Source organism: Prochlorococcus sp. MIT2302, from assembly GCF_059772385.1.
This window is the reverse complement of record NZ_CM186285.1, coordinates 956,579-975,881: the sequence shown is the minus strand read 5'-3', so window position 1 is coordinate 975,881 and position 19,303 is coordinate 956,579. Positions and strand designations below refer to the sequence as shown.

The 19,303-nt window shown below is 32.6% G+C and carries 30 protein-coding genes and 1 tRNA gene; 13 read left to right on the top strand and 18 right to left on the bottom strand.

The window, feature by feature from the left end; genetic code table 11:
* Positions 1–9 precede the first annotated feature (9 nt).
* The 3 genes from AC6EI2_RS05800 to AC6EI2_RS05790 all read right to left on the bottom strand — a co-directional run bounded on the left by AC6EI2_RS05800 (position 10) and on the right by AC6EI2_RS05790 (position 2,573).
* Positions 10–1,056, bottom strand: a complete 1,047-nt coding sequence (locus AC6EI2_RS05800) for an amino acid ABC transporter substrate-binding protein (protein WP_498463436.1) — start codon at positions 1,054–1,056, stop codon at positions 10–12.
* 420 nt (positions 1,057–1,476) lie between these two features.
* Entirely contained in the window at positions 1,477–1,608 is a 132-nt protein-coding gene (locus AC6EI2_RS05795) for a hypothetical protein (protein WP_498463435.1), read from the bottom strand.
* Positions 1,609–2,210: 602 nt separating this feature from the next.
* Positions 2,211–2,573, bottom strand: a complete 363-nt coding sequence (locus tag AC6EI2_RS05790) for a DUF805 domain-containing protein (RefSeq protein WP_498463434.1) — start codon at positions 2,571–2,573, stop codon at positions 2,211–2,213.
* A gap of 99 nt (positions 2,574–2,672) precedes the next feature.
* Between AC6EI2_RS05790 and AC6EI2_RS05785 the strand changes: the two genes are divergently transcribed.
* The 5 genes from AC6EI2_RS05785 (at position 2,673) to AC6EI2_RS05765 (ending at position 6,275) form a co-directional block, all read left to right on the top strand.
* Entirely contained in the window at positions 2,673–2,864 is a 192-nt protein-coding gene (locus AC6EI2_RS05785) for a hypothetical protein (protein ID WP_498463433.1), read from the top strand.
* 200 nt (positions 2,865–3,064) lie between these two features.
* Complete coding sequence (locus AC6EI2_RS05780; protein ID WP_498463432.1) at positions 3,065–4,987, top strand: ABC-F family ATP-binding cassette domain-containing protein; 1,923 nt, start codon at positions 3,065–3,067, stop codon at positions 4,985–4,987.
* Between the two features lie 575 nt (positions 4,988–5,562).
* A complete protein-coding gene (locus AC6EI2_RS05775; protein WP_498463431.1) occupies positions 5,563–5,730 on the top strand; it encodes a hypothetical protein in 168 nt (55 codons plus the stop codon).
* Positions 5,731–5,754: 24 nt separating this feature from the next.
* Positions 5,755–5,940: a hypothetical protein gene (locus AC6EI2_RS05770; RefSeq protein ID WP_498463430.1), complete on the top strand. Its 186-nt coding sequence runs from the start codon at positions 5,755–5,757 to the stop codon at positions 5,938–5,940.
* A 128-nt stretch (positions 5,941–6,068) separates the two neighbouring features.
* Positions 6,069–6,275: a hypothetical protein gene (locus AC6EI2_RS05765; RefSeq protein ID WP_498463429.1), complete on the top strand. Its 207-nt coding sequence runs from the start codon at positions 6,069–6,071 to the stop codon at positions 6,273–6,275.
* A 47-nt stretch (positions 6,276–6,322) separates the two neighbouring features.
* Here the strand turns inward: AC6EI2_RS05765 and AC6EI2_RS05760 are convergent, their stop codons facing one another.
* The 5 genes from AC6EI2_RS05760 to AC6EI2_RS05740 all read right to left on the bottom strand — a co-directional run bounded on the left by AC6EI2_RS05760 (position 6,323) and on the right by AC6EI2_RS05740 (position 9,459).
* A complete protein-coding gene (locus tag AC6EI2_RS05760) occupies positions 6,323–6,493 on the bottom strand; it encodes a hypothetical protein (RefSeq protein ID WP_269606777.1) in 171 nt (56 codons plus the stop codon).
* Positions 6,494–6,679: 186 nt separating this feature from the next.
* Positions 6,680–7,003 (bottom strand): hypothetical protein, encoded by a 324-nt coding sequence (locus tag AC6EI2_RS05755; RefSeq protein ID WP_498463428.1) that lies wholly within the window; start codon positions 7,001–7,003, stop codon positions 6,680–6,682.
* Between the two features lie 45 nt (positions 7,004–7,048).
* A complete protein-coding gene (locus AC6EI2_RS05750) occupies positions 7,049–7,243 on the bottom strand; it encodes a hypothetical protein (RefSeq protein WP_498463427.1) in 195 nt (64 codons plus the stop codon).
* A gap of 960 nt (positions 7,244–8,203) precedes the next feature.
* Positions 8,204–8,857: a DUF3386 domain-containing protein gene (locus tag AC6EI2_RS05745; RefSeq protein ID WP_498463426.1), complete on the bottom strand. Its 654-nt coding sequence runs from the start codon at positions 8,855–8,857 to the stop codon at positions 8,204–8,206.
* A 380-nt stretch (positions 8,858–9,237) separates the two neighbouring features.
* Positions 9,238–9,459, bottom strand: coding sequence for a hypothetical protein (locus AC6EI2_RS05740; RefSeq protein ID WP_498463425.1), 222 nt, complete (start codon positions 9,457–9,459; stop codon positions 9,238–9,240).
* 191 nt (positions 9,460–9,650) lie between these two features.
* Between AC6EI2_RS05740 and AC6EI2_RS05735 the strand changes: the two genes are divergently transcribed.
* From AC6EI2_RS05735 to AC6EI2_RS05725, 3 genes are read left to right on the top strand one after another with little or no spacing between them, the layout of a single operon-like run.
* On the top strand, positions 9,651–9,758 hold the full coding sequence (locus tag AC6EI2_RS05735) for a high light inducible protein (RefSeq protein WP_011125327.1): 108 nt from the start codon (positions 9,651–9,653) through the stop codon (positions 9,756–9,758).
* Positions 9,759–9,767: 9 nt separating this feature from the next.
* Positions 9,768–9,887, top strand: a complete 120-nt coding sequence (locus tag AC6EI2_RS05730; RefSeq protein WP_011294968.1) for a high light inducible protein — start codon at positions 9,768–9,770, stop codon at positions 9,885–9,887.
* Positions 9,887–10,033, top strand: a complete 147-nt coding sequence (locus AC6EI2_RS05725; RefSeq protein ID WP_498463424.1) for a high light inducible protein — start codon at positions 9,887–9,889, stop codon at positions 10,031–10,033. Before AC6EI2_RS05730 ends, AC6EI2_RS05725 begins: the two co-directional genes overlap by 1 nt.
* A gap of 190 nt (positions 10,034–10,223) precedes the next feature.
* On the opposite strand, the gene AC6EI2_RS05720 is transcribed toward AC6EI2_RS05725, so the two are convergent.
* Together AC6EI2_RS05720 and AC6EI2_RS05715 are read right to left on the bottom strand one after the other, a co-directional pair.
* Positions 10,224–10,418, bottom strand: coding sequence for a hypothetical protein (locus AC6EI2_RS05720; protein WP_498463423.1), 195 nt, complete (start codon positions 10,416–10,418; stop codon positions 10,224–10,226).
* Positions 10,419–10,486: 68 nt separating this feature from the next.
* Complete coding sequence (locus tag AC6EI2_RS05715; RefSeq protein ID WP_498463422.1) at positions 10,487–10,858, bottom strand: DUF8671 domain-containing protein; 372 nt, start codon at positions 10,856–10,858, stop codon at positions 10,487–10,489.
* A gap of 210 nt (positions 10,859–11,068) precedes the next feature.
* Between AC6EI2_RS05715 and AC6EI2_RS05710 the strand changes: the two genes are divergently transcribed.
* On the top strand, positions 11,069–11,428 hold the full coding sequence (locus AC6EI2_RS05710) for an OsmC family protein (protein ID WP_498463421.1): 360 nt from the start codon (positions 11,069–11,071) through the stop codon (positions 11,426–11,428).
* A 35-nt stretch (positions 11,429–11,463) separates the two neighbouring features.
* Here the strand turns inward: AC6EI2_RS05710 and AC6EI2_RS05705 are convergent, their stop codons facing one another.
* Entirely contained in the window at positions 11,464–11,865 is a 402-nt protein-coding gene (locus tag AC6EI2_RS05705; RefSeq protein ID WP_498463420.1) for a DoxX family protein, read from the bottom strand.
* Between the two features lie 423 nt (positions 11,866–12,288).
* Between AC6EI2_RS05705 and AC6EI2_RS05700 the strand changes: the two genes are divergently transcribed.
* The 3 genes from AC6EI2_RS05700 (at position 12,289) to AC6EI2_RS05690 (ending at position 14,479) form a co-directional block, all read left to right on the top strand.
* Entirely contained in the window at positions 12,289–12,537 is a 249-nt protein-coding gene (locus AC6EI2_RS05700; RefSeq protein ID WP_498463419.1) for a DUF8653 family protein, read from the top strand.
* A 214-nt stretch (positions 12,538–12,751) separates the two neighbouring features.
* Entirely contained in the window at positions 12,752–13,513 is a 762-nt protein-coding gene (locus tag AC6EI2_RS05695) for a GAF domain-containing protein (protein ID WP_498463418.1), read from the top strand.
* 99 nt (positions 13,514–13,612) lie between these two features.
* The gene (locus AC6EI2_RS05690) at positions 13,613–14,479 is read left to right on the top strand and encodes an EamA family transporter (RefSeq protein WP_498463417.1); all 867 of its coding nucleotides are present in this window, start codon (positions 13,613–13,615) and stop codon (positions 14,477–14,479) included.
* On the opposite strand, the gene AC6EI2_RS05685 is transcribed toward AC6EI2_RS05690, so the two are convergent.
* From AC6EI2_RS05685 to murD, 4 genes are all read right to left on the bottom strand, one after another.
* Positions 14,476–14,721 (bottom strand): hypothetical protein, encoded by a 246-nt coding sequence (locus tag AC6EI2_RS05685; protein ID WP_498463416.1) that lies wholly within the window; start codon positions 14,719–14,721, stop codon positions 14,476–14,478. The two genes, AC6EI2_RS05690 and AC6EI2_RS05685, sit on opposite strands and share 4 nt — an antisense overlap.
* Before the next feature lie 47 nt (positions 14,722–14,768).
* A complete protein-coding gene (locus AC6EI2_RS05680) occupies positions 14,769–15,191 on the bottom strand; it encodes a hypothetical protein (protein WP_498463415.1) in 423 nt (140 codons plus the stop codon).
* Between the two features lie 107 nt (positions 15,192–15,298).
* The gene (locus tag AC6EI2_RS05675; RefSeq protein WP_498463414.1) at positions 15,299–15,616 is read right to left on the bottom strand and encodes an MATH domain-containing protein; all 318 of its coding nucleotides are present in this window, start codon (positions 15,614–15,616) and stop codon (positions 15,299–15,301) included.
* Between the two features lie 93 nt (positions 15,617–15,709).
* The gene (gene murD / locus AC6EI2_RS05670; protein WP_498463413.1) at positions 15,710–17,119 is read right to left on the bottom strand and encodes a UDP-N-acetylmuramoyl-L-alanine--D-glutamate ligase; all 1,410 of its coding nucleotides are present in this window, start codon (positions 17,117–17,119) and stop codon (positions 15,710–15,712) included.
* Positions 17,120–17,409: 290 nt separating this feature from the next.
* Here murD and AC6EI2_RS05665 point away from each other — a divergent pair, with 290 nt between their 5' ends.
* On the top strand, positions 17,410–17,556 hold the full coding sequence (locus AC6EI2_RS05665; RefSeq protein ID WP_498463412.1) for a hypothetical protein: 147 nt from the start codon (positions 17,410–17,412) through the stop codon (positions 17,554–17,556).
* 64 nt (positions 17,557–17,620) lie between these two features.
* Here the strand turns inward: AC6EI2_RS05665 and AC6EI2_RS05660 are convergent.
* The 3 genes from AC6EI2_RS05660 to AC6EI2_RS05650 form a co-directional block, all read right to left on the bottom strand.
* Positions 17,621–17,692 (bottom strand) — tRNA-Val (locus AC6EI2_RS05660).
* Between the two features lie 68 nt (positions 17,693–17,760).
* Positions 17,761–18,549, bottom strand: coding sequence for a photosystem II electron transport protein, Sll1252 family (locus tag AC6EI2_RS05655; RefSeq protein WP_498463411.1), 789 nt, complete (start codon positions 18,547–18,549; stop codon positions 17,761–17,763).
* 146 nt (positions 18,550–18,695) lie between these two features.
* Positions 18,696–19,262, bottom strand: coding sequence for a hypothetical protein (locus AC6EI2_RS05650; protein WP_498463410.1), 567 nt, complete (start codon positions 19,260–19,262; stop codon positions 18,696–18,698).
* Positions 19,263–19,303: the final 41 nt, after the last annotated feature.

Here is a 19,303-nt window from a genome sequence, read left to right as displayed (position 1 = left end):
AAATTATTTTTAGTTAAATGGTGGTGAAATATGTACACCTCCTTTTTTATATAACTCATTTTGTCCTCTTGGAATAGGCACCTCGCTATTTTGACCTAAATTTCTTTCGTAAATCTCGCCATAATTGCCAGTTGAGCTAATTACTTTAACTACGAAATCGTTGCTAAGGCCAATTTTTTCTCCTAGGCCTCCATCAATACCTAGAAATCTTCTTAAAGGTTTTAATTGAGGATTATTCTTTGCGAGATGTACTTTTTCACCAATATTTGACTTTGTTATCCCTTGCTCTTCTGCTGATATTAGGGCAAAGATAACCCATCTCATCGCATCAGCTAGTTTCTGATCTTGGCCATCGGAGGCTGGAGCAAGTGGCTCCTTACTTAATACATCATCTAGAATAATATGTTCTTTTGGATTCTTAAAACCAGATCTGGCTGCTGCTAATTGTGAACGATCAGAAGTCATGGCTGAACAACGACCCTGTAAATAACCAGCAACTACTTGATTAAGGTCTTGATATTTAATTGGTGTGTAAGGCAGCGAGGCACTCTCGAATGCATCATTTATATTTTGCTCAGTGGTTGTGCCTGAACCTACACATATAGATTTATTTGCAAGATCTTTCATACTTCTAATTTTACTTTCCTTCTTGACCATCAATCCCTGCCCATCATGGAAAACAACTGGTGCAAAAGTTAACCCATTTCCTCCTGAGGAATCTCTACTGAGAGTGAAAGTGGTATTTCTTGATAACAGGTCAATTTCCCCAGTTTTTATAGCTGTAAATCTTTCTGCTGCAGTTAGAGGCCTGTATTGGACTTTTTCCGAATCTCCTATAAATGCAGCAGCAAATGCTTTACATATATCGACATCTATTCCTTCATAACTACCATCACTTTTCAGAAAACTAAATCCAGGAATTTTCCCACTTACTCCACAAATTAACTCGTTGCGATTTTTTATCAGGTTAAGTCTAGAACTATTGTCTTGATTTGTTGTCGCACAACCAGCTAATAGAGCTGCTAGACCAACTATTCCTGATACCAAGCGACGCATAATTTTTTTAATCAATAAATTTGATTTTCGCTAAATTTTTCCATTTACTATGCAATTAAAGAAAATCTTTTGCTTTTTCTTCATTCAAAGTTGTGATCTCATAAATAAAGCTCCTTGAAATTTCAAAGCGTATTTTTTGAGTTTAAATATATCCTAAAGATAGAACATTTGTCTGCATTTATAAATCATTAAGCTTAAATCAACTTGATCAATTTCTGAGGATGAATCTGCATTAAGTTCACTCTTAATTATCTAAAGGTTAATTTCATCTTTATCAAATGATTTGTGAGTAAGTATAGGATCTCAATAAGTTTAGTAACTTTGTAAAATTTAAAGCGAGGGCTTCTTTTTATTGATTATTTCTCGCAAGAGTAGATGTATTTATAAAGAATATGTTCTGTGGAACAAGGTTTTTATTCTTTATGTTTTGATCCATTCTCTGTATTCTTGACAAATAGCTAACTGATCTCCAGTATTGAATTTATCAGTTCTTTTAGACATATGACATGTAAGGCCTGACATCGTTTCTTCGACAGATTGATGAAATGCCATCTGCTAAAGGTAGCTAATATAAATTACTCTCTGAGATCAGTTTGTAAACTTCCATAAACTTTTTTTATAAGCAGTTTAAATGCTTAGATGAATTACGTAAGCCCCTTGCCTGATTGCTATCTTATTATCTAATACTTATTTGTTGTATATGTCTACTAAAAGTAGTTGTTTGTAATTTCTACTTTTGATCTGTCAATTATATATACAATATAAAAGCTGAATCAACTTTTATTACATTAAAATTCCTTTACTATCTATATTGCTTGAGAATAGAAAATATAGATTCCTAATAGGATTTTAAACATTTGGGTATGAAAAATTACAATACAAAAAAAATAATCAGAGCTTTATTAGTAATAGCTTGTCTGACTTTCTCTTTGTTTATTGGTTTTATAGTTAGTATTAATTTTATAGTTGATCCTATTATCTATTGGCTTGCATCAACTGAAGGGGCACGGATATTAATAAGTTGTATTCTATCTTGGTTAGGAGTTTCGACACTTTTCGACTTGTTTTATAAGTACTATAGGCGTAGTGAAAAATTGAAAAGATTTAATGCACTTAATATTCCTTATCCTCGGACTTTTAAAGGTAGGAAATGATTATTTTTTAGAGGACGGCTGAGCAAATATATAAAGATTATAGAAAGGAATAAATGAACAAAACGCCCATAAAACTAAGTTTTCCTTACCTATATCTCTCAGCCTTCTGATTAATAAAGCTACAAAAACTAAAAAAGATGGAATACTATACAAGTAACTCCAATCATATCCTTCAGAGATGGTATAAAAATCATTTGGATCATTAGCAAAGTTGTCATTAGATAGAATTGAAACCACAGCTCCTATTAATCCATCAAGGATAAAAAAGTGCCAAAAAGGTACTCTACTTGTTTTATCTTTGTAGTTGAAAATCTGACTCCAAGCCAGAAAGTAATTTGAAAGAACTCTCTCTAAAAAATTCATCCTTATTTTTACATGTATAAATAATTATGTAAGATCTTACTCTTAAAAGGCTCTAAAGTTTTTTATCTCATAAATAAAATAATGAACCGTATCTTTTTCATGGCTCTATCTTTTGCTCTTATGTCTCCGATGGCTGTTAAGTCTGATGATCGAATTTATGAAACCAAGAATATTTGTGGACGATACTATGCAGTCGAAATTAACGGTGGTGATGCTGCTAGGTTACTAGGCTTAAAAGATTCTGGAAGGGTTAGCTCAAGGGTAGAGCAGTACTGCAATTTCTTTCGCTAAGTTTCTTGTTTATGCTTTCTGCTCTTGCAGTTAATCATATATTCCTAGTTGTTGTAAGTGTTGAGATAGAGTGTATGGCTATTAAGTAATGACAGAATTTATTTATAAATTTCATGTTCAAGCTTTGAAAAAGATCATGAGGACTAAGGGGGGGTAATATTTATGAGTTGGCTTTAGTTATGGACAAGAGGACGTAAGCTGTGTTGATCAGTCTTGTTAATGCTTCTACAGACTTTGGAATAAAAAATCTTTTTAAAAATTTAGATCTTCATATAAATAAAAAAGAGAGACTTGGTTTGATTGGTCCCAATGGATCTGGAAAGTCAACACTTTTGAGAGTCATTGCAGGAGTAGAACCATTGATGGAAGGAGAAAGGAGATGTTTATCATCTTTGCGGATATCTTTGGTTGGGCAAGAAACAAGTTACAACAGTGAAAAAAGTATTTTGGAAGAAGTTCTTGAAGGGTGTGGAGAAAAAAGAAAATTATTACTTAATTTCAGTCAGCTAAGTAGAAAAATCGCTCAAAACCCAGAAGATGAAGACCTTTTGAAAAAACTTGGCCATGCAAGTGAACTTATGGATGTCGCTGGGGCATGGAATTTAGAACAACAATGCCAAGATGTTCTAAGAAGACTAGGTATAAAAGATTTAGATAAGCCTGCAAAAGAGCTTTCTGGTGGTTACCGCAAAAGAGTGGGACTTGCCGCTGCACTTGTATCTAAACCAGATGTTTTGCTTCTTGATGAACCTACTAATCACCTCGATGCATCTGCAGTGGAATGGCTTCAAAATTGGTTAGACCATTATGACGGCGCTCTTGTCTTGATAACTCACGATAGATATTTTCTTGATCGTATTACTACTCGGATGGTTGAAATCAATAATGGAGAAGCTCGCAAGTATTCCGGAAATTATCGCCAATTTCTTCAACAAAAAGTTGAACAAGAACAATCAGAGGCATCTACAAAGAAAAAATTTCAGGGTGTTTTAAGAAAGGAATTAGCTTGGTTAAGACAAGGTCCCAAAGCAAGAAGCACAAAACAAAAAGCACGTATTCAAAGGATTGCTGAAATGCAAGCGAAACCTAAAAATCATTACCAAGCTAAATTAGAAATGAATTCATTGAGTAGAAGAATTGGAAAAATCGCAATTGAAGCTGAAGGTGTAGGACTCTCTTTAAATGAAAAAGAAAATAATTTGGATCTTTTACATAATTTCACGTATAGCTTTAGTCCTGAGGATCGTGTGGGTATCATTGGTCCAAATGGAAGTGGTAAATCGACTCTTTTAGATCTAATTGCAGGTAAAAGATTACCCACTAGTGGGAAAATAAAACTTGGAGAAACCGTTCATATTGGCTATCTCGACCAACATACAAATGATTTAAATCAAGGGGAAGGCCAACAGCGCAAAGTTATCGAATTCGTGGAGGAAGCGGCATTACGAATTGAACATGGGGGAAAACAAATAACCGCATCTCAACTCTTAGAAAAATTCCTGTTTCCACCTAGTCAGCAACATAGTCCTCTACTTAAACTTTCAGGAGGAGAAAAAAGAAGACTTGCTCTCTGTAAAATGCTCATACAAGCTCCAAATGTATTGTTGCTTGATGAGCCTACAAATGATTTAGATATACAAACACTAAGCGTGTTAGAGGATTTTCTAGAGGACTTCAAAGGTTGTGTCGTAGTCGTATCGCATGATAGATATTTTCTTGATCGAACTATTGATCGAATTTTTCATTTTGAAAATGGTCACTTACGAAGATATGAAGGTAATTACTCTCGATTTTTGGAACAAAAAATATTAGAGGAGCGAAATAAAGAAGCCAAAGGCCGAGATCACATAGTTAATAATTCACATAACGAGGTTGGATCAGAAAATAAATCAAAACCTCAACAAACTGTCAGAAAATTGAGTTTTAAAGAAGCTAGAGAATTAAAAGAACTAGATCTTAAGCTTCCTATGTTAGAAAAACAGAAAATATTTTTAGAAAAAAAAATAACTGATAGTGATGAAGACATTAGTGAAATTAGTCATCAATTAGCAGAGCTTATTGAAGCTATACAAGAGCATGAGGATAGATGGATTGAGCTAAGTGAGTTGTCTGAGCTAGCCTAATAGCAACGTAATTGTTTTTTTTGACGACGAAAAACAGATTTAGATCAAATTGTCACCATTGATTTTTTGATAATGGGAAAGCGATGTGACTTTTGCTCCTCAATCGTCAGATTTGCCTATTTAGAGCGTAGTTCGACTCAAGCCAGAGGATGGGGATGGGAGTCGATAACCTGGTTAATATGTATTTCAATGGAAAATTTATGTGTAGTTTAATTCTGATTCAAAGTTTCAGAGAAAGCTCACTTGTATGTGCATTGATGATTTAAAATCAATTTATAAAACCAATAATTTCAGGTATATTAATATATCCATATTGTTAGAATAATACCCCAGCATTTATATGCCTATCAACGTTGCTGAATTAGTTAAATCCCTAGAGTGATATTTTTATAAGTTTTTAAATGACTCATTTTAGTAGCTATTAATTCAATAAAACAATTATGTTTGACTTTAGTTCCTTAGTCCAAGAACTGTTGAGTAGAAAAACAGCTCGCATGAAAAAGACATGCTCTTGTCCTAAAGAAGTTGCTATTTGCTGCTTTTAACTATAATAATTTTATGTATACAGATGAATAGTGAAGTTGATTAAATGGCATAAATCATTTGTTGAACGTGCTCAAAAAGAAATGGGGATATCTAATTACGCCCTTTATTGGTTTGGCTTTCTTGAGGGCGCTTTAGTTATGTGGTTACTTATGAAAATTACGTCTGCCTTATGGATAAAATCTGAGTTTCCTTTTTAATAAATATGTTTTAATAGATGAATTATGGAGTTACTAAAAAAAATCCCTGCCAATACTTATCTAATTTTTTCTTTAATTTTCATAACAGCAGCTATTGCAGTTCTTTTTTTAGGGAAATTTACTTTTGCCATCTTGTCTTTGCTAATAGGACTTGTTTCATTAATAGCATGGACTTTTTTTGGATTATTTGAAGAAACTAAAAAAACATAAACGCTTCATTAAACTTAGATATAGGGGTATGGTTAGCAAAAAATTCTCATGATTACAGTATTCATTAGGGGCTTGTTTTCCTTTTGAATGAATTTATTCTAATTATAGGTTGATTTGTTTCAGTTGAAATGACTATTGATCCAGAAGTAATTCCTCCTTCAAGTAATAAAGGGAGTAGAGCAGGTAGATATGTTCCTAAATGGGCAATTTATAGCTCTGCCGGAATAGGAGTTTTGGTTCTAGTTGGCTTAATTAAAAGCCTTCTTCCTTTAATTGGAATGGCTTTTTTATTGACTTTTATCTGGTCGCAATCAACAACTAACCGAAGATACTGAGAATTTTGCTCTCCAATAACTAAGTCGTTTCCCAGGAAAAGTATGAGTTATCTCCCGATAATAAAATGGTGAACAGAGGGAACCGTTCTATATAGAATGTAAATAATAAGAACTAGTAAATTCCCTCCAACAACGGCTGCTCCTGCAGCAAAATTTCCTTCTTTGGTGGTGTAATCCCACTTTGGCTCGTTATCTGTCATGGTTGAATTATTAATCACTTCATTATCGCCATTTATTCAAAGCGTTCAACAAATATAACTAATAAAAGAATAAAGAAACTCCTAATTTTTTGAGATTCAAAATAGAATTTACTTTTTTAGGATGGGAAATAAATCCAAACAAAGGGGTTTAGAGTTTTCTTCTCTTCAGATCTCCCACTATGACTACGTTGTTGAAATCTAAATTTATGCTTCCTCTTCAGAAACCACCTCGGCATCAACCACTTCTTGTGAATAAATAAATTCGTTTCTCTTCCTATCTATCCAACTATTAATTCCAAATACGAGAGGCTTTGATCCTCGATAAATAAAAATTGCGGTAGGAAGAACACTTATTATCCCAACTGTGGGATTTTTGAATATGAGCCTTCCTGCTTTGACATTAAAAAGAATAATTAATAAAGAAGGTATTAAAACGCTGAGAATGGTCTTTAGAGCCTCAGTCCATCCAACCTTATAAACCCACCAAATTGAGGCTATTCCAGCAAAATACAAAATAATATAAGTCATAAAATATTAATTACCGAGTAAGTAAATTCTAATTACTTAAATATCTTAGGAACTTCTTTTACGCTTTGACTTGCTCGTCTCAAGGATGTAAATACTAAAAGCCATCAATAAGGTTACCAAAATCGATGCAGCCAACCAACTTAATTGACTTGAAGTCATACCTAAGTAAGGGCCATCAATAGGTTGCTCAGACCAAGTGCCTGGCAAGTGCCATACCTGTGGATTCGATAGAAAAACCATGCAATACCTTTAATTGCTTTATATGCAAAGTGTATATTTAAAATGAACAAATGCTCTGAATAATTACTTATCTTTACTTGTTTTGATAACTAAATTGAATCTTGATTTAATCCTAAATTATTAACGTATTATTTTTAAATCCTTTAAAAATAATAATTACTCATGGCAAGGCTGTGAAATATAAGCCATCTTTAATTTGAAGTCATTTCGAGATAACAATGTCAAGAGCTATGAATTGGGTCTTGCTTCAATTGGCTATGAGTTATTACGGTGACTCATTAAAAGAGTTTCAAGTAGAAAATGAATAGTTAGTTCTGTATAAGTTTTGAATATTTTTTGAATTTCTCATGATTCTCATAAAATGCTAACTCAGTTCATTATCCCTAATCCAGGCATGGCTGATCTGGCTAAAACCAATAGTAATTTACAAACAAATAAAAAAAGCAACTAAGCAATAAATTGCATTATTTTACAGGCAGAGATTATCTTACTTTAAGATGTTTTGCACGGATTACTGCCTTTTAATCTGACTTTGATAGGGGGCTATGTACCAATAGTGTTTGAAGTGCATCACTCTCTCTACCGAAAAAAAACATGGTATGGCACATCTCATTTAGGGTTGATAAGAGTGAATTTTCGACTACCTTCAATCACTAAATGGTGTTCAATTTGATGATGAGTGTAATACTGATCAAAATCATCGTCACTTGGGGGAGATATGGCATTTCTGTGATGGATGAAATCATCGGCTTCTTTGATACATTTACGCCTGTATCTAAAAAGGATACGTGAGGTGTTTTACGAAAAACATGAATAGGGACAAATCAAGAAGCATTTGTAAACCTCTTGTCCTTGCCATTTATTAATAATCGAAATTAGTTAACTTATAAATCCCGGGTTTAATCTAGTTAGATATTTTTATGAAAATCATTATTTCTGCAAAGATTGAGTTTGCTTAAATTACTTTGTGCAAAGACTTTTTAACTCCGAAAAAGAAAATACTTGTCTATTCATTGCTGAACCTTTTGAAGATTCTTGATGTATGGCTCTGGAAGATAAAACCCAAGGTCCTCCTTTGAATAAAGGTACAAAAGTATCTTCGTAAAAGTTTTTTCCCTTTAAATCTTTTTTTGAAATTGGATCAAGATATTGGCTGGAATAACTCTTGCTTAAGTAGCCATTGCCAGTATGAAGGACATCTTCAGTGAGAATAATTATTAGATTCCCATGAATATGCCTATAAACCATTGTAACTATATCGTTTTTGACCCTATATTTGTCACCTTTGTTTTTCCCTCCAACTATAACTTCTAAGCCGATTTCATTTTTATCCCCAAAAGTAAAAGTATTTTTACCATGGGTTTGTTCAAATGATCTTCTCACTCTATGAATGGCAACTTCCCAAAGTTGTGAAGAAATGGCTTTGTTTATTTCTTCGTCATCTATATCGTGAACAGTAGCTTTTAAATCTTGTCCCAAGCAAAAATTTCCTTCTACTTCTCTTTTGCCATCTGTCCATGAACATTTCCCTTCATAACCTGAAAAATCTGATTCCCATGTGTATCTATTTTCATAGGCAGACTTAAATAGACGAGTACAATCTTCACCTGTCATTTCGTTGTTTAGCGCAAAACTTTATTTACTAACTATTTTAGTCAATTAAAGATATTAATAAACTAAAAAATATATTTACGAAACACAAATTATTTATAATTACCTATAACTATTGTAATAAACAATAAACACAGATAAATAATTTTCCAAGATCTAATTTTTAATTCCGTTTTTTTAAGGGTAAAAAAATTTTTTTGATAGTAGAGAGGATTCAAGATGGCAATCACAAAAAGGATCGTCTGAATTGAAAACTATTTTATATATTATTAATAGATCTTTCAAAAATTTGTAGATTTCATGATACAAATCAACTCAAATCATTTGACTCAACTAGGGACTAAAAGATTACTAGTTGTTTTTTACTAAGGATTTTCTATTTTCTAGCTGCGAAGCGCATCATTTTTATCGGGTTTTTCGTCCCAGCCCCAGCTTCTTTTAATTTGTTTTAGTGATCGACCAGTTTTTCTTTGTTGAGCGCTTAAAGGGATCCAACTCCAATCAATAAAAAGAGTAGCAGCGACTCCAAAAAGGACATGACCTATTAATACGCCTACAACATCAATGATGGTCAGTGAATCTTGTCCAATCGAAGGGTCGTACAAATTCCGTTTTAATTTGACTTTTGAACATTATAGTGATCTTTGATGTTTCAAAGACAATACAAGCACTTAGATTTTGTTTTTATATAGATTTTTCTAATGCACTTGATAATTTTTACTATTATGTTCGGTTGCCCACCATCAACATCAAATGATAGTTCGTTACATTCCTTTACATACTTAATCCATTCCAAATGACTCCTGAAGCAGAAAAGTTTAATGGTTGGGCAGCAATGCTTGGCTTCGTTGCAGCCTTTGGCGCTTATGCAACAACCGGACAAATAATTCCTGGTATTTTCTAAGTCTTAATCATGCAACCATCTAATAAGACAATCTTGGAAAGAAGTATCGGCAGACCAGCAATGATGGCTTTCGTACTTCTTACAGGTATCTACCTAACTACTGGCCAACTTATCCCAGGAGTTGTGTGATGACTACGAAAGAGAACATCACAACAAACATTGACCCTGAAAAGCTAACCGCAGAAAGGCTTAATGGATATGCAGCGCTACTCGGTTGTGTAGCTTTAATCGGTGCATATGCAACAACAGGCCAAATTATTCCTGGTTTTGTTTAACCGTCGAAAAGATATCAAAATCGTGAAACATATTATTGATGTTCATATATTTGATATCTAATCAGCAGTCATTGAAACCGATCAATTTGCTGGTTAATTCCAAAAACATCTATAAATTTTCTAAATAAAAAGCTCCTACTTTTCGGGGGCTTTTTTTTTGATTAGTATCTGGTAACGATGAACTTAAGCTTCATAGGAATATCCCTCTTGATTGAAAAAAACTGTGAAAAGTTGGATTATGAAGATATTCAATGTAAAGTGCGATCAAGAAAGCACCACCTAAGCAACTACTTGCAATTATTGATCCAAAAATAAAAACTTGTTTTTTATTTACATTTTGCTTCGTATCTACAAATACAAATCTCTTTGATCTTGATACAGTCATTTAATTTTTTTCAGTTACTTAATACCTAGCAATGACATGTCTTAATTATTGCCTGCTTAAGACTTTCTTTACGAAACGACGTCCTCTGGGTAAATAGCTTGACAAGAAAATTCTTGAATATCTCCATTAGGTAAAAGTTGAGCAAATCTGGGTTTATCCATTCTTAATCCATTTTTTTCATCCTTATAACTCCATAACCATTTCTTGTCGGTGAAAGATATTTCACCGACCTTAAAAGATACTGGGAGCATAAGGTTGATATCGCGCCAATTAAGAACTATAAATGCTCCTTCATCAATATTGGAGATATCATTTGTTATTGAAAAATCTCCATTTAAGTTGTTTCTAATGACGGCAGTTAATGTGTTCCCATCGCAATCGAAATTTGGTGAAGGATTAAGAGTAATAAGTAAACTAAGGAAAAATGAAATAAAAATCATTTACTTAAGAATGAGAGAATATTTCTGTAAAACCATATTATTTTTTATCTGTCATCATAGTTGTTTTATCGATGATAAAAGGAAATTATTTCATACTTTATATTAACGAATAAATTTGGTAAATAAAACTAAAGTTGAGGCCTTTAAATCAAAAACTAAAAAGATACTTATACCTACTCCACAAAAATTAGTTGCAAATATATTGGGGAATTGCGCATTGAAGCGAAGCATTGCTTTTTAGGGAGTGCGATTCATACTAATTCACCCAAAGGCCATGATGGCGAAGGAAAAGATTTTCCCCCAACTGATTTTTTAGCATCTCCTTTGGGAACTTGTGTAATCACGATTTTGGGTATTGAGGCAAAACGTATAGGGTCGCAACTTGAAAATATTCCTATTGATGTTTACAAAATAATGACAAAAGATGGACTAAGAAAAATAAAGAACCTTACTTTAGGAATATATATATCTGCTATGGACTATGAAAAGTATAAAATCCTTCAAAGAACAGTTCAAGATTGTTCCGTAAAGCGTAAACTAGAAAACTCTATTGAAATTAAGTTGAATTAGCTTCAAACAAAAATTGAAAAAAATAAGTAGATATATTATTGTTTTTTAATTGTCTGATTATTAAAAATTTCTTTAAGTGAGTTCCTTTTAAGATTATTTAAACCGAGTAGTAAACCTCCAATCAGAGATGTATTCATTAGAAAAGCTTTTGCTTGGAAAGGAGAGAAATGAAATATAAAGGTTGTTGGTACAATAAAGATTAGTAGAAGATAGGCGCCTAATTTTTGCTTAAATCCCGAAATGAAAAGGATCGAACCAAAAACCAAGCAAATGATTGCTGAAATTAATAAATATGGTGCTAAAGTAAGAGGTATATTTTTATTTGATATAACCTCAACTGTCCTTTCGAAATTTAATATCTTACCAGGAATTGCATAAATAAATATAGCTGAGATTAATACTCTACCAATTAAATTTCTTGTTTGTTCAAAGTTCATTAGCTTAATATTAAGAAAAAAATTAATGTTTAAGTTTCAATATATTATTATGTAATATTTATTTTGTTTTTGTGGATATTTCTCGATTTTTTAAATTTTGATGCTCAATTGTATTGCTTGTTTGCGTGAGCAATCAAAATGCAAATCTATTGCTATGTTATTTTTAGATTGTTTTACTTTTAATAATGACAAGGGATTGTGAGTCGGGTCCATCAATTTATAAGAAAGGCTCCTTCCACAATAAAATAGGAATGATATTACTTTGGATTTTTATATGCTTGGTCTTAATTCAAATTTTTATATTGATTCTTAGTTGAATTACATTTCCATAATTCTTTAATATTAGATGAAGTATAAATTTATATAATATTTAATTATTAATAAATTGAATTGAATTTCAATTTTCTAAGTTTTGCTTTAATTATGATTCTTCTCAAAATTACTAATGCATCAGATGTGGTTGCCTCTAAAGCAGGTAAATTATTTGAGAAAATGACTCCAGAAATGATTGATCAAAAATTAGTAGAAAGCCAGGTTATGCAACAGATGATTGATCAACTTCAAATAGAGGGCTTGAAAGGGCAGATCTCTAGTGTGAAAGGGATAGATATTAGTGAAGATAATTTGATAACTAAGAATAGTTTTAAAATCAGGACTACAAAAACCTTTTAGCAGAATATATCAGTACTTACAAAATCTATATAAAAGCAAAAATGGCCAAAAGCTAGATTTTTTAGATCAACTAGCGAGTCTCTCCTATTTAGTTTGGATTTGCTTAAAGTTTTTTAGTTCTTCTTATAAAAACTTAATTATTTATTATTGAGAAGAGATTCGTTTTTATTACGGAGGATTACCTATTCTTGAATGATATAACTAGGGAAATGTTTTGGGTTTTGGTGCCCCAAAAATAAGCAAAGAACAAGAGCGATTAAAAGCTCTTGCTGAATATAGAATTTTAGGGACTCAACCTGAGCAATGTTATGACGACATAACGAAAATTGCTTCTTTGACTTGTGGAACTCCTATTTCTTTAATGAGTTTGGTTGATACAGATACGCAATGGTTTAAATCAATGTGTGGGTTTGAGACGAAAGAAACATCAAGGGACGTTTCTTTTTGTGCTCATGCGATTGCTAGCTCTGAGCCGTTGATTGTTGAGGATGCTTTATTGGATGAGCGATTTAAATCAAATCCTTTGGTGGTTGAAGAACCAAAAATTCGTTTGTATGCTGGTTTTCCATTGCAAACCCCTAATGATCAGCGAATAGGAACTCTCTGCGTGATTGATAGAAAGCCTGGACATTTGTCTGGTCAACAGCATCAAATTATGGAGGCATTGTCCAGACAGGTTGTGACTTTATTAGAACTTCGTAAAAGATCTATTCGTCTTCTTGATGCTCTTACCCATATGCATAACACTGAAGGTATTTTAACAACATGTTCATATTGTAAAGAGGTTAGGGATTCTGATGGCGAGTGGCAGCACTTAGAAAAATACCTTTCAAAAATTGCAGATATTCGTTTTAGTCATGGTATTTGCGATTTATGCATGGAGAAGCATTTCCCTGATGTATTAGAAGTTTGGAGTGATGACAAACTTAATTTAAATAGTAAGAAAAACAAGCCAGAATGCAAAAAAAGTAGTTAGTTAACTAGAAAACCAGCTTATTTTAGTTAGTAGCTACGTAAACTATTGATGAACTGAACATTTAATTCTTTTAAAATTTATTTATCAAAAAAGATAAATATGATTGGTTTTATCGCGGCTATATCTGCAGTATTATCTTGGACTTTTGCGTGTTCTGTTTGGCGTAGAGAATCTAGAAACTTGCTACCTAGGCAAATCAATATTTATAAAAATGTTCTTGCTTCAATTTTCTTTTTGCCAGTTGCCCTAACAATAAATTGGGCTTCTGATTTAACCTCTATATTTGTTTTGATGATTAGTGGAATAGTTGGTATTTCTATAGGGGATACCTTGTACATAAATTCATTGAAAATAATAGGGACTAGAAAAACTCTCTCATTTGAAGCGCTAACACCAATAATTGCGACTACTTTAGGAACATTGAGTATTAATGAGATATATCCTCAAAGAGTATGGATAGGATCTCTAATTGTATCTTTTTCTTTATTTATGATTGTACGTCAAAACACATTTCAAAAAGAGGAAGCTAGCGAAACAAATATTCTTGGTATTCTGTGCGCATTAGGGTCGGTATTTTGTGCGGTTTTTGCAGCTTTATTATCAAGGATAATTTTAATCAGCTCTACATTAACTCCACTACAAACAACTGAAATAAGACTTTTATCAGCATCGATGTTTTTATTTTTTATTTTCAAAAAGGATTTTATTGAGCTTCTAAATAATAGATCAATAACTAAAAACAAGAATTTAAATTTAATTTTATCAACCTTACTTGGTACTAATTTTGGAATACTATTTCAACAAATAGTTTTTAAGTTTTTGCCTATAGGTATTGGTTGGACTTTGTTAAGTCTTTCTCCTATCTTTGCGCTTTTTATTTCTAAGATAGAGGGAGATCAAATAAATAAATTAACAATTTTTTATTCTTTTTTATCTTTTTTTGGAGTTGCTATCGCTTTAATTTAGACCTCAAAGTAATCATTCTCTTGCCAATACTCATCTGGATCATCTTCGACGTCGGGTGGATCTTCTAGTTCTCCGGGTTTCTCACCTAGTAGTATAAGTAATCCTTCTAGATATCTCATTTCTGAAGGATTATCTGATTTATCAAGGCGATCTTTTACTTTTTGTCCAACTTCAGGATCCCCTCTCTCAACTGCTTGTGTTAATAAATAAAGAGGATCTTTTTTGGGGTCTATTCCTTTCATTTTAATTAGAAACTATTTATGAAAGTGAAATACAGTGTTTTATATATTCAAGATAAACTTCTATCAGTTGTACCTGGATAGAAAAGAGTATTTTGATCGAGATTAATTTCTGAGAACTTTGTAGGTTCCCAAAATAAATCTCTTGTAATTAAAAAACGAATATCTTTTTCTTTTAAAAATTTTTCATTAACAAGTTCTTGCAGTGCTTTTATCGGTATTTCTCCCCATTTGCTGGAATTAGTTAACCAATTATCCATTTCCCAAGCAGGTTCAGAATTTATTATTTGAAATCCAAAGGCTTTTTCTCTATCTTCTGATATCTCTGAAAGGTACCAGTCACCTACAATTCCATATAGGTGACAATAAATTAAATCATCAACCGAACCAATACTTTCGCCTGATATTGACTTCATCAATTTAGCTGTTGACTCTGGAACGAGAACAAATGGATTTTGGTTTTGTTCGGACAAAATAAGATATTCCTATAATCCCTTTTTAAAGGATTTTATACTTAATTATATTTTTTATAAAGCACATTTAGTTCTTTTAATTTCTTATGTAATAAACTACCTAATATTTAACCCTCTTGGTCAGATTCTGTCGCTTTGAGTGCTTGCAAGGCCATATTTATATGTGCTCCCATAGCCCCAAAGGCTATCAGAGATTTAGGACTTCTGTTTTCAGTTAAAACCTTTTGTTCCTTGCTAATCATTAGGAGTAACTTTTGACTTGATTCTGTCCAGGCTTCAAGTAAATCAATTAATTCTTGACTTTCCTTCGATTTATTTTTTTCAGGAGTATCAAATGAAGATATATCTTTTTTGGCTTTGATTAAAAAGTCACTTAATTCCTTATGACTGATAGCATTTTGTGAGAACTGGTTGTTGTTCAACATACAAATTCTAAGGAATACACTCAAATTATCATGGGGAAAATCTACCCCAAGGGTGGATCTCCGACCAAATCTATTTGTCTTGGAAAAAATAGATCATTGAGTATCTCTATATTTTTTGACTAGTTCTTTAAAATGGTCACCTCTTTCTTCGTAGTTTTGATATTGATCAAAACTTGCACAGGCTGGAGATAATAATATGCTTTTGGAGGCTGTTTCCCTGGCTAAATTAATAGAGGCTATTGTCGCCTCTTCTAGATTGTGTTTGACAATGACTTCTCCTTTATAAGAAGAATCTAATAATACTTTCTGTAAGTTTTTGGCACTAAGTCCAAATAAAACCACTCCGTTAGTAGATTGTTTTATTTGTTTTAACCACGGTAGATGATCTCCTTTCTTTTGTATGCCGCCAGCTAATAAAATTATCGGGGAGGAAATGGATTTTAAACCAGTTATTGAAGAGTCGAAATTAGTAGCTTTGCTGTCATTATAAAAACTTAAATTTTTTGTAATTCCTAAATATTCCAATCTATGGGGTACCCCTCTAAATGAATTTATGGCTGTAGCTATTGATGAATGATCAAGACCTATTTCTCTTGCTGCTGCTGTTACGAGTAAAAGGTTTTGCAAGTTATGTTTGCCTGGCAACTTAAGTATCGAGTTATGAAATAGTTGTTTGTGTTCTTCATAAATATAACCTTTTCGATCGATCCAGAATCTTGGATGATGATTATAGGATGATCTTTCCTCTATCCCAACCCATATTCCTTGAGGTAATGCTTCTCTTTCCTTAGATAAAAATTTGTCATCGGAGTTATAAATTCGAATGGATGATTTTTCTAATAAACTTCGCTTGATTTTGAAATAAGTTTCTATATCACCATGTCTTTCTAAATGGTCAGGCGTAAATGTTGTCCATATGCCTATGGTTGGTTCTACTTTTGGAGAACCTTCAATTTGATAACTACTTAATTCTAAAACTAGCCAGTTCAAATGTTGGTGATGATTGTTTATACTTTCTAAGGCGATTTTAGATAATGCCTTTCCAATATTGCCTCCCATATCAGTATTTAAACCATTTGATTTTAGAACATGATTAAGCATATTTGTTACGGTGGTTTTGCCATTTGTGCCAGTAATAGCAATTGAAGGAACATGATTCAATCTTTCCCAAGCCACTTCTACCTCACCTTGAATATTGATATTTTTGCTTCTTAATTCTTTTAGGACTTTATGTTCCCATTCTATCCCTGGACTTACAATTATAGTATCAATTTTACCTATCCAGGGCGTGAAATTATTAATATTAAGTTGTTCGTCGAGTAAGATAACACTGATTCCTTCTGATTCTAGTTTATTAGATATACTTATTAATTTTTTATTTTTATTATTTTCTAACACTAGGACTTCCTTGCCTTCTGATTTAAGTAGCTTTGCTGCACTGATACCAGATTTGCCCAGTCCGAGGACAATATGTATTTGATTTGATTTTGTTTGTTTTGGCAAGTTAATTTAGATTTGAATGTAAATAGGTTTTTCTATTGGTAACTAGCTTAAGAAGAATCTTCTTGCATAAAAATTTGACTACTCTCTAATATAAAATATTTTTTTGCTTCCATTATTTTCATCCTTAAACAAAGATATTTACTAATTTTTACTACAGTGCTTACTGTCCTAAAGGTAAAAAATTAATAATAAATCTTGCAACTTGATTCTTGTAAGATTAAAGAATCATTAATACTTCTGGCTTTATTCATTAAAAGTTGTTTTGATGCAAAGGAATTTGCTTCTGTTTAATGCCTGCAAACATTGATGGCGTGGAAATGTTAAAACTAAAAGAAAAACAAGAATCAACTAATGGTGAGTATTCTCTAATTGGTGGAGGTGAGCAGAGTGAGAGTGAGATTACATGGATTAAGCTTCATCAAATGTTTGATAAGTAAGAATTTTAAATCTTTTCTATTACTTTTATTTATTCAAATATCTAAGCGAACAAAACTTGATTGATGGGCGATACTGGAATCGAACCAGTGACTCCTACCGTGTCAAGGTAGTGCTCTACCTCTGAGCTAATCGCCCTAGCGAATCGATTTAGACCTAAATTGCTAAGTTCCCCAATGAAGTTAGCAGGCAATAGGACCTAATAATCATTGCCTTAGTAATTTGATTCTCCAGCGTTCTTTTTTTGTTTTATCTATATCTAGTATTTTAAGTGAACCTTTGTGCTCCAAGTGGATTAGGTCTCCAATTTCCAACGATTTACTGGGCTGATTATTCAGCCTCCAGTTAAGTCGCAGGCAGCCTTTCTTAATTTGAGTCGTTATTTTTGATCTCGATAAACCAAATCCTGCAGAGGCTATGGCGTCTATTCGTGTAGAGGCCTCAACTGTATTAATTATTTTTTCTGGTCTCTTAAAAGGGATTTCCATATCATTGAGATCTAACGCTTCGATTGTGATTTCGACTTCTCGTAATTTGCCAATTTTTTGATGAATAAAATCCGCACATTTCTGCGAGCAAATGGCTTGGGCACCTCTATCTCTAATTAACCAAATGTCTCCAATTGCGCCTTCTTCTACTCCGAGCTCATGCAAGGTATCTCTAAAATCATTTTGTTTTGCTCTATCGAATAGGAAATTTCCTTTTAGATAAATACCTTTTATGGGAATATTTAAAGACGGAAAGTTGATTTCTTGTTCAGATCTTATGAAACATATTCTTTTACGTTCTGAACCAGGGAATCCCCCCTCAAAAAAGAGGGTTATATCACTTAAATTATTGAATTTTTTTTTTACTTCCTCCATTAATTGTGCTGAAACGAAAGGAGACCATATAGGTTTTCTCTCATTTAGTGCCTTTTCTGCATAATCAAGTAAAACCTCTAGCTCTTCGCTAAAATTGCTATTTAATAGAATCTTTTGTTTAGGAAGATACATGAAAAGAGAAGAAATTTCTCGTTTTATATTTGAATATTCTAGACCTTTCTTTTAAATTAATGCTTGATTTTGATAAATATACTATTAAATCTAGGTTTTAGCTGCCAACATCAATTTTCCTTGTTTCAATATTATTTAAGTTAGAATTACTCTTTGCCTATATTTATAATTTCTAAGCTATCTATTTCTTTTAGAATTCCCCAGGGTGGTTCTATCTCTAGTGGTAATTCTAGAATTATCAGCCAACAACCTCCTTCGCTTTTTTTTCTAATAGCTCTTAAATCATCATTTGTTTCTTGGCTAATGCCCCCAGCCGAAAAAAAACTCCCCAGGGCTCCTGAAATCATTCCTACTATGCCTCCTAAGAGCTTCTCTAATTGATTTGGGAACCCCATGTCTGCGAATGTTTTAAGATCTGTCATTTGAGAAAAGCTTAGACCTGCAATAAAACCAAAGGGAATCAACCATGATGCCAAAGTTTTTTGGCGATCCTTTCGAGCAAGAGTTGGATTCAGAAGCTTGATATTATTAAAATTTGATTTATTGGAAAAAACTTCTTCAGATGTGTCTAGATTTGACTCCTCATCTTTAGATTGCTTATCCAATGGTTCTACAAGATCGCAATTAAGGATAGGTGTTTGAGCCTCTCTTAATTTGAGAACTAACTCTTTCAATGGTTCCTTTTCTTTCGAGATGATTACGAATGTGGACACTAATTAGCTCCTTGAAATGTTTGGATATTCAATCCTGCTCA